Genomic DNA, 24,826 nt, shown 5'->3' on the forward strand with positions numbered 1-24,826 from the left:
GAAGGGAATCGCCATGAAGGAAGCAGTGATCGTCTCCGGCGCCCGCACCGCGGTGGGCCGGGCGCCGAAGGGCACCCTCCGCGGGGCCCACCCCGTCGACGTCGCCGCCGCCTCCATACGGGGAGCGGTCGAGCGGGCGGACGGGCTCGACCCCGGCGAGATCGAAGACGTCATCTTCGGCTGCGCGATGCCCGAGGGGACGCAGGGCTACAACCTCGCCCGCCTCGGCTCCGTGAGGGCCGGCCTCCCGGAGACCGTCCCGGCCCAGACGATAAACCGGTTCTGCTCCTCGGGGCTGCAGACGATCGCCATGGCCGCCGAGCGCATCATGGTCGGCCACGCCACGACCGTCCTCGCCGGCGGCGTCGAGCACATGTCCTCCACCCTCGAGATGCCGACCTTCTCCCCGAACCCCGGGCTCGTCGAGACGAACCCGGCGGTGTACATGGGGATGGGCCTGACCGGCGAGCAGGTCGCGAAGGAGTTCGGGGTCTCGCGCGAGGACCAGGACGAGTTCGCCCTCAGAAGCCACACCCTCGCCCAGAAGGCCGTGAACGAGGGGCGCTTCGACGAGGAGATCGTGCCGATGGACGTCGCCTACAACTGGGTCGACGACGACGGAGAGCACCGGCACATGGAGACGACCTTCAAGCGCGACGAGGGCCCGCGCGACACCTCCCTGGAGAAGCTCGCCAAGCTCCCGACGGTCTTCCAGATGAACGGCACGGTGACGGCCGGCAACTCCTCCCAGCGCTCGGACGGCTCCGCCGCCGTCGTGGTCATGGAGCGCGAGGAGGCCGAGCGGCGCGGGCTGACGCCCCTCTTGCGCTTCGTCGGGTTCGCCGTCGGCGGCGTACGCCCCGAGGTCATGGGCATCGGGCCGACCGTCGCCATCCCGAAGGTCCTGGAGCAGACGGGGCTCACGCTCGACGACATAGACCTCATCGAGTTCAACGAGGCCTTCGCCGCCCAGGCGCTCGCCTCGATCCGCCACCTCGGCCTCGACTTGGAGAAGCTGAACGTGAACGGCGGCGCCATCGCCCTCGGCCACCCCATGGGCGCCACCGGCACCAAGCTCACCGTCCAACTCATGAACGAGATGAAGCGGCGGGAGTCGAAGTACGGCATGGTCACCATGTGCATCGGCGGCGGCATGGGCGCCGCCGGCATCTTCGAGAACCTCCAGAGCTAGGCTCGGCCCACGCGAAAAACGGAGCCCCCGCCGCGGCCGTAGCGCCGCGGCGGGGGCTCCGTTTTTCGCGGGCCGCCGACGACCGTACCTCCCCCGCAAGCCGTAGAATGAGCGCGAGAATCGGTAAACCCGGCCACAACCTAATAAATAGTGCGCAATATAATTGTGCGCGTTGGTCTAGTGGACGCGAGAGCGAGGAGACGCGACATGGCGTTCGTGCGGGTTGGAGAAGAGAACGGCACACCGGTCGAGCTGTACTACGAGGATCAGGGGTCGGGGAGCCCGGTCGTCTTGATCCACGGTTGGCCGTTGAGCGGCCGGTCGTGGGAGAAGCAGGTTCCGGCGCTCGTCGATGCGGGCCACCGCGTCATCGCCTACGACCGCAGAGGGTTCGGCAAGTCCTCGCAGCCTTACGGCGGCTACGACTACGATACCTTTGCCGCGGACCTGGACGCGCTGCTCACCCAGCTCGACCTCAGGGACGTGACGCTGGTCGGCTTCTCGATGGGCGGCGGCGAGGTGGTGCGCTACATCGGCAAGTACGGCACCGACCGCGTGTCGAAGGCCGTGCTGGCCGCCGCCGTGCCGCCGTACCTCTACAAGAGCGACGACAACCCCGAGGGCGGGCTCGACGACGCCACGATAAGACAGTTCCAGGACGGGGTGCGCAGCGACCGCATCGCGTTCCTCGACGGGTTCACCACCGGCTTCTTCGCGGCGGGCGACCGGAACGATCTGGTCAGCGAGCCCTTCCGGCTGTACAACCGCGAGATCGCGGCCTTCGCCTCGCCGAAGGGGACGCTGGACTGCATCTCGGCGTTCTCGTACACCGACTTCCGCGACGACGTCGCCAGGGTAAACGTACCGACGCTGGTCATACACGGCGACTTCGACGCGATCGTCCCGTTCGAGGTCAGCGGCAGGCGCTCGCACGAGGCCATCGAGAACAGCCAGCTCGTGGTGATCGAGGGCGGACCGCATGGCGTAAACGCCACCCACCCCGAGCAGTTCAACCGCGCGCTGCTCGACTTCCTGGGCTAGGGCGCTACCGGATGGCCGCGGCGTCTCCGCCGCGGCCATCCCCGTGACGAATCCCACGCGGCGAAGTTGTCGTGCCCCTTCGACCTCGCCGGCCTCGCGCGGGCCGGCATCGAGAGCCCGGGCTTCGTCCGGTCCGAGAACGGCGGCGACGGTCTGTTCTATGATGGGTTCCGAGCGGTTCGACCGTGAGCTGCTCGCCCTCCTCGTGGGGTAGGGTCGGGACTCCGGAGGGCGCCGTGGTCGGCCTGGCGCGGCCTCTCGCCGGGCGTGGTATACGGGTGATGTGAGTGAGCGGATGATGTCTGACGGGCTACAAGACCGGGGTGGGGCCGAAACGAACGGGCCGGCGAGCTCCGAGCTCGCCCTGCTCTGCTTCGGGCTGCATGCCGCGTCGCGCGCGATGACGGCGGTCTACAGGCCCCTGCTGGAGGAGGTCGGCCTCACCTACCCTCAGTACCTCGTGATGCTGCTGCTGTGGGAGGACGACCCGCGCGGGGTCAAGGAGCTCGGCCGCGTCCTGGAGCTCGACTCGGGCACCCTCTCGCCCCTCCTCAAGCGCCTGGAGGCGGCGGGGCTCGTCCGGCGGGAGCGCCGGGCGGCCGACGAGCGCGAGGTGGAGGTGACGCTCACGCCGGAGGGCCGCGCCCTCCGGGAGCGCGCGCGGCACATCCCGCGCGCCATCGAACAGGCCACGGGCCTCTCCGACGAGGGGATCGAAGAGCTTCGCGTGAGGCTCGCCGAGCTGCGGGCCGCGCTGCGCCGGGCGCCGACCGGGTAGGCCGGGGCACGAGCGAGCCGCGCCGGCGTCCGCGGCCTCGCCCGGAAGTGTGTTAGCCTCTCTCGCCATGAACCCGGAGAGAGAAAGCGCGAAGATCGGGCCGGTGTCGCCCTCGCGGCTCGGGACGCAGCCGGTCGGCGAGGTGGCCGAGGTCGCGGAGGGGGTACACCAGCTCAAGGTGCCGATCCCCATCCCGCTCGTCTACGTCTCGGCGTACCTCGTCGAGGGGGACGACGGGTGGACCCTGATCGACACCGGCTTCGACTACGGCGAGGGGAAGGCGGCCTGGGAGGCCGGCGCCCGCTCGCTCGGGTTCGGCCTGGAGAGCGACGTCTCCCGGATCATCGTCACGCACTTCCATCCCGACCATCTGGGTGCGGCGCGCTGGCTCCAGGAGACGAGCGGGGCGCCGGTGTACATGCTGGAGAGCGAGATTCGCAACGCCCGAGCCGTGTGGGAGAACCGGGACACGTCGCGCTTCGTCGAGCACCTCGTCAGGCACGGGATGGACCGGGAGACCACCGAGCGGGCGACGGCGAGCATGAGGACGAGCCTCGCGCTGCCGGAGAAGATGGTGGCGCTGGAGGAGGGGGAGGAGCTGCCGCTGGGGCCCGGGATGGCGCGGGTGGTGCGGGCGCCGGGGCACGCGGATCACCAGGTCGTGCTGCACGACGAGGGGCGCAGGATCCTCTTCGCCGCCGACCACGTCCTCCTGAAAATAACGCCGAACGTCGGCCTCTGGCCCGAGACCGCCCCGAACCCGCTCCTCCGCTACGAGGAGAGCCTCCGCTCGATGCGCGACCTGCCCGTCGAGCTCGTCCTGCCGGGGCACGGCCCGATCTTCCACGACCTGCGTGGCCGGGTGGACGAGCTTCTGGCCCACCACGAGGAGCGCCTCGGGGAGATGCTCCGGGAGGTCGAGGACGGGCCCAGGACCCCCTTCGAGGTCTCGCGCAAGGTCTTCCGCTACGGCCTCTCGATCTACGAGCGCTGCTTCGCCCTCGCAGAGACGCTCGCCCACCTCGACCACCTCGTCCTGCAGGGACGGGCGGAACGCGTCGAGTCCGAAGACCTCGTCCGCTTCCGGGCGTCGTAGGATAGGGAGGTTTCGGACCCGGCGTAGGGGACAGCCATGATCCGCCTGCACGACAACCTCTCCTCGGGCAACGGCTACAAGGTCCGGCTCCTCCTGGCGCAACTCGGCGTCGCGTACGAGCGGATCGAGTACGACATCGACCGCGGGGAGACGCGCACCCCGGAGTTTCTCCGGGGGATCAACGCCAACGGCCGCGTCCCCGTCCTGGAGACCGAAGGGGGAGAGTTCCTCCCGGAGTCGAACGCCATAATCTTCTTCCTCGCGGAGGGCACGTCGTATCTGCCGGACGACCCGATGGGGAGGGCGCGGGTGCTCTCCTGGCTGTTCTTCGAGCAGTACAGCCACGAGCCGAACGTCGCGACGCCGAGGTTCTGGGCGACGCACGGCATAGAGATGACGGAGGAGCGCCGGATCTCGCTGCGGCAGAAGCGGGAGCTGGGCCGCGCCGCCCTCGGGGTGATGGAGGGCCACCTCGCGGAGAACGATTTCTTTGTCGGGGGGCGCTACACGATCGCGGACGTGGCCCTCTACGCCTACACCCACGTCGCCCCGGAGGGCGGCTTCGACCTCGAGCCGTACCCCTTCGTGCGCGCCTGGATCCGGCGCGTCGCGTCCCAGCCCGGGTACGTCCCATAACGGAGGGCTAGCTTGGGCCGCGGGACACGGCCCCTCCCGTGGTGGTCCGGGAGGAGGTCGCCAACAGCGTGACGCACGGGCTGGGGCTCCTCGCGAGCATCGTGGGCGCCGTCGTGCTCGTCGCTCTGGCCGCCGAGAGGGGGGAGGGCTGGCACGTGGTCAGCGCCGCGGTCTACGGCGCGACGCTGGTGGGGCTCTACGCCGCCTCGACCTTGTATCACGCGCTCAAGGGGACGAGGGCGAGGGACGTTCTCAGGCTGCTCGACCACTGCGCGATCTACCTGCTCATCGCCGGCACCTACACCCCCATAACGCTCGTGAGCCTGCGCGGGGGCTGGGGCTGGGCGCTCTTCGGCGCCGTGTGGGCGCTGGCGGTCGCCGGGATCCTCTTCAAGGTCTTCGCCACCGGCCGCTTCGGCTACCTCTCGACCGTCGCCTACGTCCTTATGGGTTGGATCTGCATCCTCGCCCTGAGGCCCATCCTGCTCCTCCTCTCGCCGGGCGCCATCGCCCTGCTCCTCGCCGGCGGCCTGGCGTACACGGTGGGCACGATCTTCTACTCCTGGGAGCGCATCCCGTACTCCCACGCCGTCTGGCACCTGTTCGTGATCGCGGGCAGCGTCTGCCACTACCTCGCCATCGCCCTCTACGTCCTGGCCCCGTCGGCCTAGGGGGTGGGGGAGAGGTTTCTGCCGCCGCGCCCCGGGCAACATGACCGGGACGCGACGAACGCGAAGAGAGGGCCATTCACATGCAGGTCGGACGAGCGGCTTACGGTACGAGAGGACGCATAGACGCGGCGCTCCTGGAGCGCCTCGGGGAGCGGGTCACCCTAGCGGGCGGCGACCGCGAGGAGATCGAGGTCGAGGCCCCGTTCACCGGCGAGGTCCTCGGGAGCGTGCCCCGGGGGACCGGGGACGACGTCCGGGAGGCCGCCCGCCGGGCACGCGCGGCGCAGAAGTCTTGGGCCCGGACGAGCTTCGAGGAGCGCGCCCGGATCTTCATGCGCTTCCACGACCTCGTGCTAAAGCGCCAGGACGAGGTCTTGGACCTCGTGCAGCTCGAGAGCGGCAAAGCTCGCGGCCACGCCTTCGAGGAGGTGCTGGACGTCGCGATCGTCGCCCGCTACTACGCCCGCACCGCGAAGGGCCACCTGCGCCCCCGCCGGAGGCAGGGCGCCTACCCGCTCCTCACCTCGACGCGGGAGTACCACCACCCCAAGGGCGTCGCCGGCTTTATCGTGCCGTGGAACTACCCCCTCACCCTGGCCGTCACCGACGCCATCCCGGCGCTTATGGCCGGCAACGGCGCGGTCGTCAAGCCGGACGCCCAGACCCCGTTCGCGGCGCTGTGGGCCGCGGAGCTTCTCCTCGAGGCCGGCCTCCCGCGGGACCTGTTCGGCGTCGTCACCGGACGGGGGGCCGAGCTCGGGGCTCCCCTCATCGAGAGCGTCGACTTCCTCATGTTCACCGGCAGCACCCGGACGGGCCGCACGGTCGCGGCCCAGGCCGCCGAGAGGCTCATCGACTACTCCATGGAGCTCGGCGGCAAGAACGCCATGATCGTGCTCGGCGACGCCGACCTGGAGAAGGCGACGGAGGGCGCGGTGCGCGCCTGCTTCTCCAACGCCGGCCAGCTCTGCATCTCCATCGAGCGCCTCTTCGTCCACGACGGGGTCTACGAGCGCTTCGCCGAGGCCTTCGCCCGGAAGACCCGAGCCCTGAAGCTCGGCGGCGCCCTGAACTACTCCGCCGAGATGGGCTCCCTCGTCTCCGGGAAGCAGCTCGAGACGGTCGAGGGTCACGTCCGCGACGCGGTGGAGAAGGGTGCCGCGGTCCTCGCCGGCGGCCGCCCCCGCCCCGACCTCGGCCCCTACTTCTACGAGCCCACGGTCCTCGCGCAGACCACCGCCGGGATGACGCTCTTCGCCGAGGAGACGTTCGGCCCGGTCGTCTCCCTGCAGCGCTTCTCCTCCGTCGACGAGGCGGTGGAGAGGGCGAACGACAGCCCCTACGGCCTGAACGCCAGCGTCTGGACCGGCGACGAGGCGCGCGGGCGAAGCCTCGCCACCCGCCTCCGGTCCGGCACCGTGAACGTGAACGAGGCCTACGCCGCGGCCTGGGGCTCGACCGACGCCCCGATGGGCGGCTTCGGGGACTCGGGGGTCGGGCGCCGCCACGGGGCGCACGGCATCCAGAAGTACACGGAGGCCCAGACCGTCGCCGCGCAGAGGGTCCTCCCGGTTGCGCCGCCCCCGGGGCTCGGCGCCGAGCGCTACGCCCGGGTCGCGACGGCGGCCCTCAGGGTGCTCTCGCGCCTCCCCGGCCTCAAGTAGCCCCGAGAAGGAAGGTCAGGAGCGTGAGGTAGGCCGCGCTCGCGACGGTGAGGACGATGGCGAACTTCCAGTTGCGCTTCGGCCCGATCTCCAATGGGTGCAGCTCCGAGAGCCGGGCGAGCATCGTCACGGAGTTCGAGAAGGGCGTCAGGAGCAGGGCGCACTGCGACCCGAGCAGGATCGCCACGGCCCACAGCGCGGGCGACGGTCCCTCGCTCAAGGGGAAAGCGGTGTTGATGAGCAGCACCAGCGGCACGACGTGTATGCCGGCCATGAACCCGAGCCCCAGGATGAGCGCGAGCGCGGGCGCGACGAGCGATGGCGGAAGGGCCCCCAGGGCTTCCCCGAGCGGGGCGAGCGCGCCGAGCGCCTCCAGCGAGAGCACCAGGATGCCCGCCGAGACGAAGATGGCGAACTCCGCGTGCGAGGAGACGAGAGAGCCGCGCACCTCGTCGTTCAGCCTCTGCAGGGGGGACGTACTCCGGAGCAGCACGGTCGCGAGGACCGCGATGGACGCGACCACCACCGCGACGGTGATCGCGATGGCGGCCGTCAGGGAGAGCCCGGGGAGGAGCCGGTTCGCCACCGCGACCGCCGCGACGAGCAGCACGGGGTAGAGGAGCACCGCCGCCGCCCCCCGGTTCAGCGGCGTATCCGGGATGTCCTCGATCTCCCGCTTCCCGCGCTGAGCGACGACGAGCAGCACGACCATGCCCACCACCACGAAGGGGAGCGAGACGGCCAGGAGCGCCCCGTAGGCGACCCCGGTCAGCTCGATGGTCGTCGCGGTCAACAGGTTCAACGTGGTCCACAAAGGGACGAAGGAGAAGGCGCGACCCGCCCACGTCAGCGCCTCCAGGCGCGCGGCCGGCGCCCCGCGCCGTGAGATCACGTCCACGAGCACCAGGGAGCCGACGTCGAGGACCGCGCCCAGGACGTGCCCCAGCACCCCCGCGGTCGGGCCGGGGCCCACCCCCCTCCGCGTCAGCGCGCCCATGAGCGCCCGGATCTGGGCGGTGTAGCGCGCCGCCCGGATCGGGTACCCCGCCGCGCTCAGGACCAGCAGCACCGCGACCACCCCGAAGTACGCCGGGAGCCCCCCGACGAACTCCCCGGCGTCGAACTTCCCCGTGACGATCGCCACCCCCAGCGCCGCGAGAGCGACGAGGGCGAGCCCCTTGTGGAACGAGCTCGAGAAGGGCACGGACGCCGCGTAGAGGATCAGGCCGGACCCCAGAAAGACCGCCGTCGCGACCCCCCAACCCGGCGCGAAGGCCGCCACCGCGTAGGCGACCAGAAACACGGCCCCGAGCGGCGCCCGCGCCGCGTCGAGCCAGCGCCGCACCGCCCCCGAAGAAGCCGGCCTGTCGCCATCCTCCGTCACCCTCACCTCCGTCCGTCGCGCAAATCCTTCGACCTACCACGCGATTCTACAGGCGGATGCCAGGCCCCACGCGAAAGTGATCGCGGTCACGAGACCACCAGCGAACCGGCAGCGCTTGATGTAGGCTGCTCCCAATACCGGCGACCCCGGACGCCGCATCCCGGTGCCCGAAACAGTGCGCAACCAGCAGGTTTGAAATCGGTGATTGTGGGTAAGAACTATTATTGTTATGGTTCTCATGGCGAGCAAGGGGTTTGGCCGATGGGCAGGATCGAGGGGTCAGCCGGGGGTTGACGTATCGGCGGGAGGGTGTATACTTCGTGAGTGGAGTTAGCACTACAATCTGTTTTTTGTTTCCCTAAACCCGGTTAAACAAATCAGGGCGGTACCAACCAGGTAGTGTGCTTTCGGATGGGTTCGTGAGCGAGCCATCTGGAGACGGTGCGGTTGAGGTGTCGTGGGCCGGGCGGGGCAGTTTCTCAGGAGGAGAGAGTATGGCAGCTAAAAATGACAAGAACGCGGTGCGTGACGCCGAGACGCCGGAGCTTCTGGCGAAGTACCTGGCGCACATCGGCCAGGGCGACCTCCTCACGCACGCCGAGGAGATCGACCTCTCCAACAGGGCCAAGGCCGGGGACAGGAGGGCGCGCCAGAAGCTGATCGAGAAGAACCTCAGGCTCGTCGTCAGCGTCGCCAAGAAGTACCGCGGCATGGGGCTCCCCTTCGAGGACCTCATCCAGGAGGGGAACATCGGCCTGATGAAGGCCGTCGAGAAGTTCGACCCCGACCGCGGCTTCCGGTTCTCCACGTACGCCACGTGGTGGGTGAGGCAGGCGGTGCAGCGGGCGGTGGCCGACAAGGGGCGCACCATTCGGGTGCCGGTGCACATGACCGAGAAGATCCGGAAGATGGCTCGCGCCTACAACGAGCTCTCCGCGGAGCTCGATCGGTCGCCGACCGACGCCGAGGTCGCGGGCAGGCTCGAGTGGAGCGTGAGTGACGTGCGCGACGTCAAGGACGCGATGCCGGACGCGACGAGCCTCAACCAGCCCCTGGGCTCCGACTCCGACGCCTCCGAGATCGGCGAGTTCGTCGAGGACGAGCGGGCCTCGGACACGGCCGGTGAGGTCATGCGGGAGATGGAGACCGAGGGCCTCGGGGCCGCCATCGAGCGGCTCCCGGAGCGCCAGCGCTACGTCCTCGTGCGCCGCTACGGCCTCGACGAGCGCGACCCGGCCACCCTCGCGGAGCTCAGCGATGAGCTGGGCGTCTCCCGCGAGAGGGTCCGCCAGCTCCAGCGCGAGGCCGAGCGTATGCTCAAGAGCGGCGAGTACGGCCATCTCCTGGCCGGCGCCGCGGCGTAACCTCGAAGCACAGATGATTTGCGAGAAGGGAGTCCCTTGCGGGGCTCCCTTTCTCTTGCCCGGCGGAGTTGTTGGAGCATCGCCGGTCGGGCGGGGGCGGCTCTGGCGTCTAGTCCGAGGCGGGCTCGACGGTCGCGGACATCGAGCCTTTGGAGCGTGGGATAAGGGGGTCGGGGCCGAAGGCGTGGATCTGGTCGCGCTTGAGCTCGGCCTGCTCCAGGTTCGTGGTCGCCACGACGACCCGGCCGGTCAGGTGCACCTGCATCGCCATCTTCAAGCCGCGCCTCAGGGGGTGTCCGAAGATCGACTTCAGCATCCGGACCACGTAGTCGAAGCTGTGATCGTCGTCGTCTAGCAGGACGACGTTGTAGGGCGGCATCCCTTCCGTCTTCCGCTTCGTCTCTTCCCGAGGTCTGGTGATCGTGTCCGTCATCGTCGCTTGAAGGGGCTTGCGGGGGCTAGCGGCCCTGCCACTCCGGCTTGCGCTTCTCGAGAAAGGCGCACATGCCCTCCTGGGCGTCGGCGAAGGTGGCGTTAAACGACATGACCTCCTTCGTGTAGGCGTAGGCCCCATCCGTGGGCATCTCCGACTGCTTGTAGAAGGCGGCCTTGCCGACGCCGACGACGAGCGGGCTGGCCTCGGAGATCTTAGCGGCCAGGGCGTCCACCGCGCCGTCGAGCTCCTCGGGGGGGACCACCCTGTTGACGAGGCCGATGCGCAGCGCCTCGTCGGCGGGGACGAAGTCGCCGGTGAGGAGCATCTCCATCGACTTCTTCTGTCCGACGGCGCGGGAGAGCGCGACCATCGGGGTCGAGCAGAACAGCCCGATCTTGACGCCCGGGGTGGCGAAGCTCGCCTCGGACGACGCGACGACCAGGTCGCAGGTCGCGGCGAGCTGGCATCCGGCGGCGGTCGCGATGCCGTGGACGCGCGCGATCACGGGTTGCGGGACGGACCGTATGGCGTCCATCAACTCGCAGCAGACGTCGAAGGTGTGGCGGTAGAAGTCCGGGTCCTGCCCGACCATCTCCGACAGGTCGTGCCCGGCGCAGAAGCCGGGGCCCTCGCCCGCGAGGACCACGACGGAGATGCTCTTGTCCTCGCCGATGGCCTCGAAGCAGCTCGTGAGCTCCCTCATGTGGTCGAGGGAGAGCGCGTTGCGCCTCTTCGGACGGTTCATGGTGACGCGAGCGGTGCTGCCGTCCCTCTCGTACAGGATGTGCTCGTAGGCGCCTTGCTCGGCTTCTATCATCGCCGACCTCCTTGTCGTCGGTACGGGGTTCCTATGGCTGGTGTCGTGGGCCGCATCGCCTCGCCATCTCCACGACCTTGCGGACCGTCCGCCAGTTTCGGCCGGTTACCGGGATGCCGAGCCCCTTCTCTACCCTTGCGGCGAGCCTGGACCTTCCTATGCCGTCGGGCGCGTGCAGGTAAAAGACGCCGTCCTCGAGAGCGAACCGCTCGCGATCGCTCCTCGCCACATCGAGGGCGTCGAGGTCCGGGTCCGTCGGCGTCGAAACCGGAAAGTACAGGTGCAGCGTCTTGGCCTCCGGTTCCGCTTCGGGGAACGGGTTGGACTCCATGGCCTTCTCCAACTCCTCCGGCCTCAGCAGCATCACTAGAGGCTCGAAACCGTGGCTGCGCCGGATCTCGGCCCTTATCCTTTTCGAGAGCGTCCGCGCGTCTTCTTCGTTCCGAAAGACCGCGTTGCCGCTCTGGATGTAGGTCTCGACGTCCCGTGAGCCGAGGCCCTCCAGCAGGGCCACGAGTTCCTTCATCGGCAGCACGTTGTTTCCGCCGACGTTTATGCCCCTGAAGAGCGCGACGTAAGTGTTCACCACCACACCTTACCGAGCGGCGATCGGTTTGCCTACGCTCGATCCGCAAAGCCGGACCCGGATGTCGACACCTCTCACGCGGGGCAGCCTCCTAAACCTCCTCCTCACGCACCTCGACGGGCTCCACGCGCCCCCCGAACTCGACCGCGCCGTCCGCCAGCGGCCGGGCGTGGATGCGGGAGCCCCTTCCCTGGCGGATGGAGATCGTCCGGCCCAGCGCCGCGCAGAGCCGCGCCGCGAACGACCCGGTCGCCTCGTCCTCGACGATCCCGAGCTCCGAGACGAAGACCCTCACGCGCACCCGCCCCTCCGCCTCGTCCTCCCACGCCCACGCCCCCACGAGCTCCTTCCCCTCCGGCGGCCCGTCGAGGGAGTCCACCTCGGCGGGGGAGGGCAGCTTCAGGAGCTCGAACGGCGGCGACCACTCGGGCCGTCCGGTGACGAAGACGGAAGCGCCCTCCACGCGCACCGCGACCTCGCCTGCGGGCGGCCGGAGCGCGGGAACCTCGTAGCCCTCCCGGAGGAGGGTCCAGGCGGTGCCGACGAGGGGGTGACCGGCGAACGGGAGCTCCGCCGTCGGGGTGAAGATGCGGAGCTTGCCACCCTCCGCGTCGTCCACGAAGACCGTCTCCGAGAAGCCGAGGCGGGTGGCGACGGCCTGGCGGGCGCTCTGGGGGACTGTGGGGCCGTCCAGGAAGACCCCGAGCGGGTTGCCGCCGGAGCCGTCCTCGCCGACAAAGACCTTGAGGACGTGGAGGTTCGGCATCGAGGGTTAGTTCACCTTCCTGTCGCGGCCGGACCACTCCTTGTCGCGAAGGACGAACTTCTGGACCTTGCCGGTCGCGGTCTTCGGGAGGTCGCCGAACTCGATGGCGGCGGGGGCCTTGAAGCGTGCGATCCGCTCCTTGACGAAACCTATAAGCTCCTCTTCCGTCGTCTCCTGGCCCTTCTTGAGGGTGACGAAGGCCTTCGGGCGCTCGCCCCACTTCTCGTCGGGGATGGCGACCACGGCGGATTCCATCACCGCCGGGTGCTTGTCTATCGCCTGCTCGATCTCGATCGTCGAGATGTTCTCGCCGCCGGAGATGATCACGTCCTTGGAGCGGTCCCGGATCTCGACGTACCCGTCCGGGTGCCAGACGGCGACGTCGCCGGAGTGGTACCAGCCGCCCTCGAAGGCTTCCTCGGTCGCCTCCTCGTTGTCCAGGTAGCCCTTCATGACCATGTTGCCGTGCATGACGATCTCGCCCATCGTCTCCCCGTCGCGCTTCACGTCGTTCATGTTCTCGTCGACGACGCGCACGAGGTCGGAGGTGACGTAGCCCTGGCCCTGGCGCGCCAGGAGGCTCGCGTGCTCCTCGGGGTCCTTCTCCTCCCACTCCTTGCGGGGGGCGCTGGTCGTGATCGGGCCGTAGGTCTCGGTGAGGCCGTAGATGTGCAGCGGGCGGATGTTGAGCTCGGCGAGCTGGGAGATCAGGGTGGGCGACGGCGGGGCCCCGGCGATGGCGGCCGTCACCTTCGAGTCGAGCTTCCCGGCCTCCTCGGCGTTGACGATGCCGATCTGCACGGTCGGGGCGGCGCAGTAGTGGGTTATGCCCTCCTCCTCGAACTTCTCCCAGATTCTCGGGGGCTCGACCTTTCTGAGGCAGACGTGCGTCCCCGCGACCGCCGTGACGGCCCACGGGTAGGTCCAGCCGTTGCAGTGGAACATCGGGAGGGTCCACAGGTACTTCGTCTCGTAGCCCATCCCGGTCTCGATGGCGTTGCCCAGGGCGCAGAGGTAGGCCCCGCGGTGCGAGTACATCACGCCCTTCGGCCTGCCGGTCGTGCCGGAGGTGTAGTTGACGGAGATCGTCTCCTCCTCGTCCTCCAGCACGCTCTGGACGGGCTCTGTCGAGCCCCCGGCGAGGTAGTCCTCGTAGGGATCACCGGCCTCGCCGGTGTCGTCTATGCGGACCCTCTCTATGCCCTGGTCCACCCCTTCGAGGAGACCTTCCAGCTCCGCGTCGGCGAAGACCATCCGCGCCCTGGAGTGCTCGACGATGTAGGCGACCTCGTCCTTGCCGAGGCGGGTGTTCACGGCGACGAGGACGAGCCCCGCGGCCGGGACGGCGAAGTGGGCCTCCAGAAGCGGCGGGATGTTCGGGCAGAGGAAGGCGACGCGGTCCCCCTTGCGAAAGCCCGCGTCCTTCAAGCGCGAGGCGAGGCGGTTTACCCGCTCCTCGAGCTCCCTGTAGGTGTAGCGGCGTTCGCCGTGGACGACGGCGGTCTTCTCCGAAAACATGTAGGCGCTGCGCCTCAGAAAGCTCACCGGCGTCAGCTCGGTGCGGTAGACCTTCTCGCTCATGGGGGATCCCCTTCCCTGTCTCACGACCCTTCCCGGGCTCCGCCACAGTATAGGGGCGTGCTCCCGAGCGGGGCCTTATACAAGAGGGGTAAGATGCCGTGGGACACGCGAGAAGGGGGTCGGGGGCATGGAGAAGCGCAGGCTGGGCCGCGTCGGGCGGACGAACTCGGTGCTCGTCTTCGGCGGGGCCGCTCTTTCGGAGGTCACAGAGGAAGAGGCGGACCGCGCGATCTCCCTCGCCCTCGACGCCGGGATCGACCACTTTGACACCGCCGCGGGCTACGGCGACTCGGAGCTCCACTACGGGCGCTGGATGGGGGAGATGGGGCGCAGGATCTTCCTCTCCACCAAGACCGGCGAGCGCGAAGGGGACGCGGCGCGGCGCGAGATCGAGGCCTCCCTCGAACGCCTCCGCGTGGACAGCGTCGACCTCATACAGCTGCACGCCGTCGGCGACCTCGCGGATCTCGACCGGGCAACGGGCCTCGACGGCGCCCTCCACGCCGCCGTCGCGGCGAGGGACGAGGGCCTCGTCCGGGCCATCGGCATCACCGGCCACGGCCACGAGGCGCCCGCCACGCACCTCGAAGCTCTCCGCCGCTACCCGTTCGATTCCGTGCTCACCCCCTGGAACCACGTGCTCGGCCGGGACGAGGCCTACCGCCGGGACTTCGAGGCGCTGGTGGAGGAGGTGAGGCGCCAGGACGCGGGGCTGCTGACCATCAAGACGGTTTCCAGGAGAAACTGGCCCGAGGGGGACCCGCTGGGCGAGCAGCGCTACGCCACCTGGTACGAGCCCTTCGACGAGCGGGAGAAGGTCCGAGCCGCCGTCGCGTGGGCGCTCTCCTACGCGGAGATCACCGGCCTCCCGACCGTGGGCGACGCACGCCTCCTGCCGCTCATGATCGAGGCCGAGAGGGAGCGGATGCCCCTCGAAGAGGCGGAGGAGGTGCTCTCCGGCGCCGCCGGATACTCCTCGCCCTTTATCTCCGTCCCGTTCTAGGTGGGCGCGGACGCGACGCCTGGTAATCTCCGAGGCCGAACGAGAGCTACCCTAGAGGAAGGACGCCGTGCAGAGCCGGGAGCCCGGTAGGCCGCAGGTGCAGACTACGCCCATCGGCGCCTCGGGATGGGCCAATGGACCGGGGCCACGGGATGAGGGGGATGCTACGGCGATCGGGGAAACAGGAACGGGGGCGGCGTGAGCTTTCCGGAGGGATTTCTGTGGGGCGCGGCGACCGCCGCGTACCAGGTCGAGGGGGCCGTGCGCGAGGACGGGCGGGGCACGTCCATCTGGGACACGTTCAGCCATGCGCCGGGCAACGTATTCCACGGCGACACCGGCGACATCGCCTGCGACGGGTACCACCGCCTCGACGAAGACCTGGATCTCATGGCCGAGCTCGGGCTCGGGGCCTACCGATTCTCCGTCGCCTGGCCCGCGTACAGCCGGACGGCTCGGGCCGGCAAACGGCAAGGGCCTCGACTTCTACAAGCGGCTCGTCGAGGGTTTGAGGCAGCGCTCCATCGAGCCGGTGCTCACGCTCTACCACTGGGACCTGCCGCAGGCCCTGGAGGACAGGGGCGGCTGGACGAGCCGGGAGACCTCTTCGAGGTTCGCCGACTACGCAGGCATCGTCCACGAGGCGCTGGGTGACGGCGTGGGGTTCTGGATCACGCTGAACGAGCCCTGGGTCTCCGCGTGGCTCGGTTACGGCGCGGGCGTCCACGCCCCGGGGCACCGCGATCCGGCCAAAGCCCTCGCCGCCACGCACCACCTCCTGCTCGGTCACGGCCTCGCGGTCGAGCGGATGCGCGCCGCCGGGGGCGATAGCCGTATCGGCATAACCCTCAACCTCTCGCCCGTGCGCCCGGCCAAGGCGGAGAGGCCCGCCGACGTGGGCGCCGCCCGGAGGGTGGACGGACACGCCAACCGCCTGTACCTCGATCCCGTCTTCCGCGGCTCCTATCCGGAGGACGTCCTGGAACGCTTCCGCCACGACGCCGATCTCTCCTTCATCCGCGACGGGGATCTGGAGAAGATCTCGGCCCCCCTCGATCTCCTCGGCGTGAACTACTACATGCGCCACACCGTTCGGGAGGCGGAGGGCCCGAGACCGGGGAGCATCCTGTTCCCGGGAGCGCGGGCGCGCACGGTCACGCCGCACGGCGCGGAGACGACGGCGATGGGCTGGCCGATCGAGCCGGACGGCCTCACGGAGATCCTGGTCCGCTTGAAGGACGAGTACACGGACCTCCCGCTCTACGTCACCGAGAGCGGCGCCGCCTTCCACGACTACGCCGACCCCGAGGGCGGGGTGGACGACGAGGAGCGCGTCTCCTACCTCGACGCCCACTTCCGGGCCGCCCTCGCGGCCATCCGCGAGGGCGTAGACCTCGAGGGCTACTTCGTCTGGTCCCTTCTGGACAACTTCGAGTGGGCGGAGGGGTACTCGAAACGCTTCGGCCTCGTCCACGTCGACTACCCCACCCAGCGCCGCACCCCGAAGGCGAGCGCCCGCTGGTACTCCGCGGTGATCCGCCGCAACGGCGTCGCGGGCTGACACCGGCAGGCGGGCAGGAGGTCGAGATCTGGGCCCTTGACCTCCTGCCCGCCCCGGGAACTATTGCCTGGTTGCATATAGTTGCGTCCGGCAGCTTGTTTGACAGAACGAAACTACTTCTTTATTCTCCCCGGTACGGCAGGAGCTTGGGGGCTTTTGCTTGGGGAAAGGAAAAGTGCGTTGGGGGGCGTCGTCCAAACGGCGCCCCCCGCGCGTATCGAGACGGTGGCTCGGGTGAGGGTCGGCGCGCTCTGGGCGTTTGCGCGAGGTTTCGTGGGTCTGGGGTCTACGTCGCCGTTGCCGCTCTTCGCGGGGTGAGCGTCTGTTTTGCAGTTCTCGGGTGCGGGTAGGAGTCAGGGGACGTACGGAAGCTGTGATAGGAGGATGTATGCCTCAGCGGGTGGAATCCAGCGTGGTGGTAGAGGCGCCGGTCTCTCAGGTCTTCAACTACTGGAGGACCCTTGAGAACCTGCCGAACTTCATGAGCAACATCGAAGAGGTGCGCAGCGTGGGCAACCGCCGGACCCATTGGAGGGTCAAGGGGCCCCTGGGCGCCAAGCTCGAGTTCGACGCCCAGACCACCCAGGAGCAGGAGAACCAGACCATCGCCTGGGAATCCCTGGACGGCAACATCGAGACGTCGGGTGAGGTCAGGTTCCAGGAGCTCGGGGAGAACAGGACGCGGGTCGAGGTCTCGATGAACTACGCCGATCCTCCCGGCGGCAGGCTCGGCGAGGTCGGCTCCAGGCTCGTGGCGAACCCGCAGGTCATGGTCGATCAGGACCTCCAGAACTTCAAGGAGATCATGGAAGGCCGGGCGACGCCGGAGGAGATCCAGCAGCGCCCCGCCGCCGCGACCGCCCAGAGCGGCCTGGTCGCGTTCATTACCTCGGGCACGGGCCTCGCGGTCGTGGGCGGGCTGGCGTTGCTGCTGCTCCTGCGCCGCAGGCGCGGCGGCGGTTCCCGGGGCAAGAAGTCCCGCATCGTCTTCGAGTTCTAGCGCGACGGTAGGCTCGTAGCAGCGGCCGGCGCCCCCTTTCGAGGGGCGCCGGCTTTTTCTTGGGCGGGATACAATCCCCGGGTGCACACCGACGCCCACGCCTTCTACACCTGGCTCGTCGCCAAGCACGGCGTCGGGGCCGGTCGGGCCGCCGGGGTCGCGGGGCCGCCGGGGCCGTGCTCCCAGACGTCCCCGCGGGCTTGGCGGCGGTCTACTACGGGACGGTCTACCTGCTCGGCAGGGACGTGCCCGCGGGCGACAGCATGCTGGACGCCGTCTTCTTCAAGGGGCCGTTCGGCGCCACGGGCTCGGCGCTACACTCCGTCGTGCCGCCGGCGGCGGCGCTCCTGGTCTACGCGTTGGCGAGGTCGGGACGGGTGGGCACGGACCCGCGCCGTATTCTGCTGTGGTTCCTCGTGGGGTGGATAGGGCACACGATCGCGGACTTCGTCACACACGTCGACGACACGCGGCCCCTCTTCTGGCCCCTCTCGGGGTGGGAGTGGTCCAGCCCGGTCTCGTACTACAACCCCCGGTACTACGGGCGGGAGTTCTTCTTGCTCGAGCACGGGGGGATGCTCGCGATCTCGCTGTATCTGCTCTACCGGAGGGTGCGCGGGCAACGAAAACGGGGCCCCGGTTGAGGGGCCCCGCGTTCGCTGCTCCCTGCTGAGGCTGGCGTCTAGCCGCCGAGGGAGAGGTTGGAGAAGATCAGGACCTTGCGCTCCATGTCGAAGTAGAGCACGTCCGTGCTGTTGAACAGCTCCATGAGGACGTCCGCGTCCTCGGCCGGCGGCCGGATGGCGTACTCCTCGGCGCCGTTGTCCAGGATAAGCTGGAAGGAGAACTTGCCGGGCTGGCCGCGGCCCTCCTCGTTCCAGTTTGCGTGGACGTCGGTTACCTGGCGGACCTTGATCGCCGACTCGGTGTTACGCTCCGCCTGGGGCTTGCTCTCGGACATGTGTTCGCTCCTTTGGTCGGGTCTCTGTTTAGCCGAGCGGGATGTTGCTCGGGATAAGGACCTTGTTGGTCATGTCGAAGTACACGGTCTCGGCCCTCTTGAGGAGCTCGATGTGCACCTTGGCGTCCTCGGCGGTCGGGGCGACCACGTACTCCTCGGCGCCGTTATCCATGATCAGCTGGATCGTGAAGTGGCCGGGCGCGCCGCGCTCGGGCCCTTCCGTCCAGGATGCCTGCACGTTCGTGACGCGCCGAACCTGGATGTTCTGCTCGACGTTCTGCTCCGACACGAGTTCCTCCCTCTTCCGTCGCTCTTCGTCTCCGCTGTTATTGCCCACAGGCGCGCAACCGAAACCTGCGGGCGGAGCCCCCTCAGGCGGAGCCCGCGCCGAGCGCGTCCACCTTCGCGGCGAGGACGAAATCGTTCTCGCTGAGGCCGTCTATGGCGTGCGTCCACACGCGGATCTCGGCGTAGCCCCAGCCGAGGCTCAGGTCGGGATGGTGCCCCTGCTCCTCCGCGATCCCGCCCACCCGGTTCGCGAAGCGCAGGGCGTCGCGGAAGTTGCGGAAGGAGTACCGGCGCCTCAGGTGATGGCCCTCGACCACCTCCCACCCGGGCACCCGGGCGGCGAGGGCGGAGACCTCTTCTTCCCGGAGGGTCGGCGTCTCTGCGGTGCACGGTACGCACGTCCTGCTCGCGAGGTCGGACACGGGGGCCTCCTTAAAGCACCTCGATGGGATCCTCGGCCCGGATGGCGCCGCCCTCGACGACGCGGGCGCAGATGCCGCCGCGGCGCCTCAGGGCCCTCGTCATCCCCGGCTCCGTAAGCTCCTGGACGTGGCGGCAGGGCGGGCGCGGCCTGTCGTACTCCAGGACGGCCTCCCCGATCCTGAAACGCGTCCCCTTCAGGTCCTCCAGCCGCACCCCGCGGGTGATGAGGTTCCGCCGGTGCTCGCCGTTCTGTACCGCGAGGCCTTCCTCGTCCCGGATCTCGTCGAGGTCCTCCCCCTCGATGAGCGTCACCTCGCAGACGTCGCCGTACTGCGTCCAGTAGCCCGTCCCCTTGCAGTAGCGGTCACCCTCGAGGCCGCCGCCCACGAGCGCCCTGACCTCCGGCACCCGCCGCATGTCGACGTTGCCCTCCGGCGCCACGTAGATTTCCTCGACACTACCAGGCATCACGACCGTCCTTTCCAGGGGTAACCAGCTCGGCTCCATCCTACCCCAGCCCCCGCGCGGGGACCGCCGGAGCGGGAGGAGCGCGGGCCGGCGAAGGAACCGGCCGCGACCCGTCTACCGCGTGGGCAACCGGAGGCGGAAGACGGCCCCGCCGTCGCCCCGCGGTAGGTTCCCCGCGGAGAGGTCTCCGCCCTGGGCGCGCGCGAGGTCGCGGGCGATGGAGAGGCCGAGGCCCGTGCCGCCGCCCGCGCGGGTGCGCGCCTCCTCCGCCCGGTAGAAGCGGTCGAAGATGCGGCCCATGTGCTCGGGCGGGATGCCGGGCCCCGTGTCCTCGACGCTCGCCTCCGCGCGGCCGTCGGTCTCGCGGCCGGAGATCGTTATGACGCCGCCCTCGGGGGTGTGGCGCACGGCGTTGTCGATAAGGGCGGCGAGGATCTGGCCGGTGCGCTCGGGGTCGCCGCAGGCCGGGAGGAGGTCCGGGACGTCCACCTCGAGCCTCACGCCCTCGATCGCGGCCCTCTTGAGGAACCGGCCGGCCGCCTCCGCCGCCACCACCGCGAGGTCGAACGGCTTGTGGTCGACCTCGAGCCGCTGCGCGTCGAGCCGGGCCAGGGTCAGGAGGTCGGAGAGCAGCGCGTTCATCCGGTCGATCTCCGAGAGCTGATCTTCGAGGACCTCCCCGTTCTCGGGCGCCCCGGGGTTGCGCCGCATCATCTCGGCGTTGACCTTGACGAGCGCCAGCGGCGTCTTCAGCTCGTGGGAGGCGTCGGCGACAAAGGTCCGCTGGCGCTCGAAGGAGTCCTCGACCGGCTGCATCGCCCGGCGCGACAGGTAGAGCCCGCCCGCGCCCGCCAGCAGGAGCCCCCCGACGCCGGCCGGGACCAGGACGAACGCGAGATCCCGGACGCTCTCCCAGACCTCCCGCGCGACTGCGCGGCCTGCACGACGACCACCCCGGCGTCCTTGGGGTCGGTTACGGGGACGCTCACCACGCGCATCCTCCCGCCCCGGGGCCCTCGAACGTCTCCCTTCTCGTCTCCCCCTCGCGCGCCGCCGCCTCTGCCGCACCCTCGAACGGGAGGCCGAGCGAGGAGGCGGACGGGCTCGCCTCGAAGGTCCTGCCCGGACCGTCCCTCGGGGGGCGACGGCTGCGACGCCGACGTCCGGGTCCACGGACGCGCGGATCGGACCGATGGGCGGGCTCGGGGGACCATCGCCGCGCTCGCGGTCCCCGTGGTGCTCGCCTCTCGGGGGCCGCTCCCCCGGGGGAGGTTCCTCCGGCTTCCTCTCGTCGCGGTCGGGCGGATCGAGGAGGCGGCTCTGCACGTAGTCTCGCGTTCCGAGGGCCTTCTGCTCCAACAGCTCGTCCTGCTGGGCGGCGACCCTGCCGGCGAAGCTCGCCAGCACGACCGCGCCGAGGATCGTTAGGATCAGGGCGAAGATGCCGACGTAGCCGAGCGTCAGGCGCTTGCGGATGCCCTCGATCACCCCGTCACCTCAGGGCCGCGCGTCGAAGGTGTAGCCGACGCCGCGGATGGTGCGGATGCGGGACGGCTCGCCGGGGCGGTCGAGCTTCCTGCGCAGGTACGAGACGTAGAGCTCCACCACGCTCGTCGAGACCTCGCCGGGGACGTTCCAGACGGCGTCGAGCAGAACGGAGCGCGTAAAGACCTGCCCGGGGCGCTGCATGAGGGCCGCGAGGAGCGCGAACTCCTTGGCCGTCAGGTCCACCCGGTCCTCCCCCCGGCGCACCTCGTGGCGGACGGGGTCGAGGGTCACGTCCCCGACCCGGATGGCCGCGCCGCCGTCTCCTGCGCCGTCCGTGCCCCCCGGGGCCTCCTGGTCAGGGCGCGCACGCGGGCGAGGAGCTCCGGGAGGGCGAAGGGCTTCGGGAGGTAGTCGTCGGCGCCCGCGTCGAGGCCCTCGACCCGGTCCTCCACCTGTGTGCGCGCGGTCAGCATCAGGACGGGGGTGTGGACGTCCGCAGCCCTCAAGCCGCGCACGACCTGGACCCCGCTGCGGCCGGGGAGCATCCAGTCCACGATCAGGAGGTCGAAGGAGTCGTCGAGGGCGCGGGCGAGCCCGGTGCGGCCGTCCCCGACGGCCTCCGCCGCGTATCCCTCCTCCCGCAAGACCCGGGCGAGCGCCCGCGCCATCTTCTCCTCGTCCTCCACTATAAGAACGCGCGCCATCCCCGAATACTAGCCTACCCTCTCCTCCCGAAGCCCTTTCCTATGAAAACTCATAGCGCCGCCAAACGTCCCTCACGGGATGGGGGACCAGACTACTGCCGGACGGACGCTATGCGTTAAAGTGCGGCGTTGCCGAACGGGTAAGAGCAGGGGGCGTATATTCTTGGGCGAGGTCCGGGGTTTGACCGAGGGAGAGGTGCGGGCTCGCAGGGCACGGGGGCTCGGCAACGATGTCGAGGCGAGGACCGGCCGTTCGTACTGGGACATCGCCCGCGCGAACCTGTTCACGACGTACAACAACATACTGTTCGTCATCGGCGTCGCCCTCGTCGCCCTGGGGCGCTACTACGACGCCGCGACCAGCGTGGGGATCGGGCTGGTCAACGCCCTGATCGGGACCGCCCAGGAGGTCAGGGCCAAGCGGCAGCTGGATCGGATCGCCCTGGTCTCCGCCCCGAAGGTCACGGTGGTACGGGAGGGCCGCGAGAGGGACGTCGACCCCGCCGAGCTGGTGGTCGGCGACGTCGTGAGGATCGGCGCCGGGGACCAGGTCGTCGTGGACGGGGCGATGGTCGGGATCGGCGTGCTGGAGATGGACGAGTCGCTCCTCACAGGGGAGCCGGACCTGATCCGCAAACGCGCCGGGGATCGGCTCTTCTCCGGCAGCTTCTGCGTCACGGGAACGGGCTACCTGGAGGCCGACGGGGTCGGCTCGGAGAGCTTCGCCAGCAAGCTCACGGCCACCGCCCGCACCTTCGCGGTCACCAAAACGCCCCTGCAGCGCAAGGTCGACCTCGTCGTCCGCTTCGTGATGCTCGTGGTGGCGTTCTTCAGCGTCATCATCCTGGCGGCCGCGCTCTTCGAGGGGCTGCCGCAGGTGCGCCTCGTCCAGATCGCGGCCGTGCTCAGCGGGCAGGTGCCGTACGGGCTGTTCCTGATGATCACGGTGGCCTACGCCCTGGGCGCCTCGGCCATCGCCCGGCAGGGGGCCCTGGTGCAGCAGGTCAACGCCGTCGAGTCCTTGAGCAACATAGACGTACTGTGCATGGACAAGACCGGCACCCTGACCGCCAACAAGCTGGTCTTCGACGGCGTCCACCCGCTACGGGGCGCCTCCGCCGAAGAGGCCGCGGCGTCTCTGGGCGACTTCGCGCGGAGCGCGAGCGCGAGCAACGCGACTGCCGACGCCCTCGTCGCGGGTCTCCCCGGCGAGAAGCGCCCGATCATCGACGAGGTCCCCTTCGCCTCCGCCCGCAAGTGGAGCGCCCTGGCCTTCGACGAACCGGAGCGTCGCGGGGTCTACGCAACGGGGGCGGTCGAGATGCTCGCGCCCTACCTGCCCCCCGAGGACGCCGCCCCCGATTCTCCCCTGGCGCGCGAGGTGCGCGACCTCTCCTCGCGGGGCCTCAGGGTCCTGCTCTTCGCCCACAACCCGGACGTCACGACGCTTCACGACGAGCGGGGCGAGCCGCATCTGCCTACCTTGCAGCCGCTCGCGGTCGTCTCTCTGGTGGACGAGCTGCGCCCCGGCGCGCGGGAGACGATCGCCGCGTTCGGGGAGCTCGGCGTGGAGCTGAAGGTGATCTCCGGCGACGACCCCCGCACCGTCGCCGCCCTCGCGAAGCGGGCCGGGTTTGGGGAGGACGCGAAGCTCGTCTCCGGCCCCGAGCTCGAGGAGATGAGCCCCGACGAGTTCGACCGGGCCGCCGGCGAGGCGACGGTCTTCGGGCGCATCAAGCCCGAGCAGAAGGAGGGGCTCGTGGACGCGCTCCTCAGGAGGGGCGCGCGGGTCGCGATGATGGGCGACGGGGTCAACGACGTGCCGGCGCTCAAGAAGGCCTCCGTGGGCATCGCGATGAACGGGGGCAGCAGCGCGGCGAGGGACGTGTCGGACCTCATCCTCCTGAAGGACTCCTTCGCCGTGCTGCGCCCGGCGTTCTACGAGGGGCGGCGCATCATCGGCGGGATGAGCAGCGTCCTGTACCTGTTTCTGGCGCGCGTGGCGACGACGGCGATGATCATCGTCGCGGTCACCATGATCGGGCTGGACTTCCCCTTCGACCCCGCCCAGGCCGCCCTGACCACGTTCACCGTCGGCATCCCGGCCTTTTTCCTGACGCTCTGGGCCAAGCCGCAGAAGCTGGCCGAGGGGCTCCTGCCGTCGCTGGCGAAATTCGTCGTCCCCGCCGCCATGCTCACCACGCTGATGGGGGCGGGCATCTACGCGATAGACCACGAGGTGGTTTTAAACAGCCCCCTGGTGCGCGCCGACATCCCCAACGAGTTCCAGGAGACCTACGAGAACTACACCGGGATCACCTTCGGGAGCGAGGGTACGAGGACATCGTCGCCACCGTCACGGCCCAGGGCAGCCTCTCCATCTTCGTCTCATGGACCGCCGTCCTCCTCATCCTGTTCCTGGAGCCGCCCCACCGGTTCTTTCTCGGATGGCGCAAGGAGGTGAGCGCGGACAAGCGCCCGGCCATCCTCGCTGTGGCGCTCTTCGTCGTGCTCATGATCGTCTGGTCGGTAGATCCGATCGGGTACTACTTCGGCGTCCTCACGAAACCCGAGGAGGTCACCGCCGCGATCCTGGGGGCGGTCGTCGTCTGGTTCTTCCTGATCCGGGCGGTCTGGCGGGCAGACCTCCTGGACCGACTCCTGGGGGTGAGGGAGGAAGAGTAGCGCCTCGGGTACTCGCCGGGTAGAACCCGTGCCGAAGCCCCGGACCGCCGAGCGCGACCTCGCGCGCCGGAAGGGGCACGCAAGGTCCTGCCGGAGCCCCTACGCGAGGGAGGATCGCCCGGACGAAGGGGGGATGCTGCTCGCCGGCACGGGCCGCGAGGGTGAGCCGCCGGCGGTAGCGGCACGAGCGGCCACGAGGCGGGGGAGGGGCGAGCCTCCTCGCGACGCCGGCT

At 69.6% G+C, this 24,826-nt stretch carries 26 protein-coding genes and 1 pseudogene; 14 read left to right on the forward strand and 13 right to left on the reverse strand.

Features of this window, described 5'->3' with window-relative positions:
- Window positions 1–13: 13 nt before the first annotated feature.
- From GBA65_RS06410 to GBA65_RS06440, 7 genes are all read left to right on the forward strand, one after another.
- Window positions 14–1,192 carry a thiolase family protein gene (locus tag GBA65_RS06410; RefSeq protein ID WP_166395858.1) on the forward strand — a complete coding sequence of 393 codons (1,179 nt, stop codon included), beginning with the start codon at window positions 14–16 and terminating at the stop codon, window positions 1,190–1,192.
- A gap of 207 nt (window positions 1,193–1,399) precedes the next feature.
- Window positions 1,400–2,233, forward strand: coding sequence for an alpha/beta fold hydrolase (locus tag GBA65_RS06415; protein WP_166395859.1), 834 nt, complete (start codon window positions 1,400–1,402; stop codon window positions 2,231–2,233).
- Window positions 2,234–2,531: 298 nt separating this feature from the next.
- Window positions 2,532–3,011 carry a MarR family winged helix-turn-helix transcriptional regulator gene (locus GBA65_RS25785; RefSeq protein WP_207956333.1) on the forward strand — a complete coding sequence of 160 codons (480 nt, stop codon included), beginning with the start codon at window positions 2,532–2,534 and terminating at the stop codon, window positions 3,009–3,011.
- A gap of 103 nt (window positions 3,012–3,114) precedes the next feature.
- Window positions 3,115–4,107, forward strand: coding sequence for an MBL fold metallo-hydrolase (locus tag GBA65_RS06425; RefSeq protein WP_166395860.1), 993 nt, complete (start codon window positions 3,115–3,117; stop codon window positions 4,105–4,107).
- Window positions 4,108–4,143: 36 nt separating this feature from the next.
- Window positions 4,144–4,743 (forward strand): glutathione S-transferase family protein, encoded by a 600-nt coding sequence (locus GBA65_RS06430; protein ID WP_166395861.1) that lies wholly within the window; start codon window positions 4,144–4,146, stop codon window positions 4,741–4,743.
- 38 nt (window positions 4,744–4,781) lie between these two features.
- Window positions 4,782–5,414 (forward strand): PAQR family membrane homeostasis protein TrhA, encoded by a 633-nt coding sequence (gene trhA / locus GBA65_RS06435; protein ID WP_166395862.1) that lies wholly within the window; start codon window positions 4,782–4,784, stop codon window positions 5,412–5,414.
- Between the two features lie 80 nt (window positions 5,415–5,494).
- A complete protein-coding gene (locus GBA65_RS06440; RefSeq protein ID WP_166395863.1) occupies window positions 5,495–7,078 on the forward strand; it encodes a succinic semialdehyde dehydrogenase in 1,584 nt (527 codons plus the stop codon).
- Here the strand turns inward: GBA65_RS06440 and GBA65_RS06445 are convergent.
- Window positions 7,071–8,462 carry a hypothetical protein gene (locus GBA65_RS06445; RefSeq protein ID WP_166395864.1) on the reverse strand — a complete coding sequence of 464 codons (1,392 nt, stop codon included), beginning with the start codon at window positions 8,460–8,462 and terminating at the stop codon, window positions 7,071–7,073. The two genes, GBA65_RS06440 and GBA65_RS06445, sit on opposite strands and share 8 nt — an antisense overlap.
- A 494-nt stretch (window positions 8,463–8,956) precedes the next feature.
- Here GBA65_RS06445 and GBA65_RS06450 point away from each other — a divergent pair, with 494 nt between their 5' ends.
- On the forward strand, window positions 8,957–9,826 hold the full coding sequence (locus GBA65_RS06450) for a sigma-70 family RNA polymerase sigma factor (RefSeq protein WP_166395865.1): 870 nt from the start codon (window positions 8,957–8,959) through the stop codon (window positions 9,824–9,826).
- 109 nt (window positions 9,827–9,935) lie between these two features.
- Here GBA65_RS06450 and GBA65_RS06455 read toward each other — a convergent pair whose 3' ends face one another.
- The 5 genes from GBA65_RS06455 to GBA65_RS06475 all read right to left on the reverse strand — a co-directional run bounded on the left by GBA65_RS06455 (window position 9,936) and on the right by GBA65_RS06475 (window position 14,012).
- A complete protein-coding gene (locus GBA65_RS06455; RefSeq protein WP_228281714.1) occupies window positions 9,936–10,205 on the reverse strand; it encodes an ATP-dependent Clp protease adaptor ClpS in 270 nt (89 codons plus the stop codon).
- Window positions 10,206–10,284: 79 nt separating this feature from the next.
- The gene (locus tag GBA65_RS06460) at window positions 10,285–11,079 is read right to left on the reverse strand and encodes an enoyl-CoA hydratase (RefSeq protein ID WP_166395867.1); all 795 of its coding nucleotides are present in this window, start codon (window positions 11,077–11,079) and stop codon (window positions 10,285–10,287) included.
- Window positions 11,080–11,110: 31 nt separating this feature from the next.
- Window positions 11,111–11,668: a DUF1697 domain-containing protein gene (locus GBA65_RS06465; RefSeq protein ID WP_207956198.1), complete on the reverse strand. Its 558-nt coding sequence runs from the start codon at window positions 11,666–11,668 to the stop codon at window positions 11,111–11,113.
- 88 nt (window positions 11,669–11,756) lie between these two features.
- Window positions 11,757–12,431: a PhzF family phenazine biosynthesis protein gene (locus tag GBA65_RS06470; RefSeq protein ID WP_166395868.1), complete on the reverse strand. Its 675-nt coding sequence runs from the start codon at window positions 12,429–12,431 to the stop codon at window positions 11,757–11,759.
- 6 nt (window positions 12,432–12,437) lie between these two features.
- Window positions 12,438–14,012, reverse strand: coding sequence for an acyl--CoA ligase family protein (locus GBA65_RS06475; protein WP_166395869.1), 1,575 nt, complete (start codon window positions 14,010–14,012; stop codon window positions 12,438–12,440).
- Between the two features lie 127 nt (window positions 14,013–14,139).
- Here GBA65_RS06475 and GBA65_RS06480 point away from each other — a divergent pair, with 127 nt between their 5' ends.
- The 4 genes and pseudogenes from GBA65_RS06480 to GBA65_RS06495 all read left to right on the forward strand — a co-directional run bounded on the left by GBA65_RS06480 (window position 14,140) and on the right by GBA65_RS06495 (window position 18,220).
- Window positions 14,140–15,015, forward strand: coding sequence for an aldo/keto reductase (locus GBA65_RS06480; protein WP_166395870.1), 876 nt, complete (start codon window positions 14,140–14,142; stop codon window positions 15,013–15,015).
- A 198-nt stretch (window positions 15,016–15,213) separates the two neighbouring features.
- Window positions 15,214–16,576: pseudogene (locus GBA65_RS06485) on the forward strand (GH1 family beta-glucosidase).
- A gap of 388 nt (window positions 16,577–16,964) precedes the next feature.
- Window positions 16,965–17,576: an SRPBCC family protein gene (locus tag GBA65_RS06490; protein ID WP_166395871.1), complete on the forward strand. Its 612-nt coding sequence runs from the start codon at window positions 16,965–16,967 to the stop codon at window positions 17,574–17,576.
- Between the two features lie 176 nt (window positions 17,577–17,752).
- Entirely contained in the window at window positions 17,753–18,220 is a 468-nt protein-coding gene (locus tag GBA65_RS06495) for a hypothetical protein (RefSeq protein ID WP_166395872.1), read from the forward strand.
- A gap of 38 nt (window positions 18,221–18,258) precedes the next feature.
- Here the strand turns inward: GBA65_RS06495 and GBA65_RS06500 are convergent, their stop codons facing one another.
- The 7 genes from GBA65_RS06500 to GBA65_RS22870 all read right to left on the reverse strand — a co-directional run bounded on the left by GBA65_RS06500 (window position 18,259) and on the right by GBA65_RS22870 (window position 21,908).
- Window positions 18,259–18,537, reverse strand: a complete 279-nt coding sequence (locus tag GBA65_RS06500) for a hypothetical protein (protein WP_166395873.1) — start codon at window positions 18,535–18,537, stop codon at window positions 18,259–18,261.
- A 28-nt stretch (window positions 18,538–18,565) separates the two neighbouring features.
- Window positions 18,566–18,826, reverse strand: coding sequence for a hypothetical protein (locus GBA65_RS06505; protein ID WP_166395874.1), 261 nt, complete (start codon window positions 18,824–18,826; stop codon window positions 18,566–18,568).
- A gap of 82 nt (window positions 18,827–18,908) precedes the next feature.
- Window positions 18,909–19,247, reverse strand: coding sequence for a 4a-hydroxytetrahydrobiopterin dehydratase (locus tag GBA65_RS06510; protein ID WP_166395875.1), 339 nt, complete (start codon window positions 19,245–19,247; stop codon window positions 18,909–18,911).
- Between the two features lie 10 nt (window positions 19,248–19,257).
- Window positions 19,258–19,716 (reverse strand): MOSC domain-containing protein, encoded by a 459-nt coding sequence (locus GBA65_RS06515; protein ID WP_228281914.1) that lies wholly within the window; start codon window positions 19,714–19,716, stop codon window positions 19,258–19,260.
- A gap of 114 nt (window positions 19,717–19,830) precedes the next feature.
- Complete coding sequence (locus tag GBA65_RS06520) at window positions 19,831–21,204, reverse strand: sensor histidine kinase (protein ID WP_166395877.1); 1,374 nt, start codon at window positions 21,202–21,204, stop codon at window positions 19,831–19,833.
- Window positions 21,205–21,213: 9 nt separating this feature from the next.
- Entirely contained in the window at window positions 21,214–21,495 is a 282-nt protein-coding gene (locus tag GBA65_RS22865; protein WP_207956199.1) for a winged helix-turn-helix domain-containing protein, read from the reverse strand.
- Window positions 21,492–21,908: a response regulator transcription factor gene (locus GBA65_RS22870; RefSeq protein ID WP_207956200.1), complete on the reverse strand. Its 417-nt coding sequence runs from the start codon at window positions 21,906–21,908 to the stop codon at window positions 21,492–21,494. The genes GBA65_RS22865 and GBA65_RS22870 overlap by 4 nt, the downstream gene beginning before the upstream one ends.
- A 181-nt stretch (window positions 21,909–22,089) precedes the next feature.
- On the opposite strand from GBA65_RS22870, the gene GBA65_RS06530 reads away from it, so the two are divergent.
- Together GBA65_RS06530 and GBA65_RS22875 are read left to right on the forward strand one after the other, a co-directional pair.
- Complete coding sequence (locus tag GBA65_RS06530; protein WP_207956201.1) at window positions 22,090–24,372, forward strand: HAD-IC family P-type ATPase; 2,283 nt, start codon at window positions 22,090–22,092, stop codon at window positions 24,370–24,372.
- On the forward strand, window positions 24,369–24,593 hold the full coding sequence (locus tag GBA65_RS22875) for a hypothetical protein (RefSeq protein ID WP_207956202.1): 225 nt from the start codon (window positions 24,369–24,371) through the stop codon (window positions 24,591–24,593). Before GBA65_RS06530 ends, GBA65_RS22875 begins: the two co-directional genes overlap by 4 nt.
- The last annotated feature ends 233 nt before the right edge of the window (window positions 24,594–24,826 follow it).

Origin of the sequence: Rubrobacter marinus (assembly GCF_011492965.1) — a bacterium.
Taxonomy (GTDB): Bacteria; Actinomycetota; Rubrobacteria; order Rubrobacterales; family Rubrobacteraceae; genus Rubrobacter_F; species Rubrobacter_F marinus.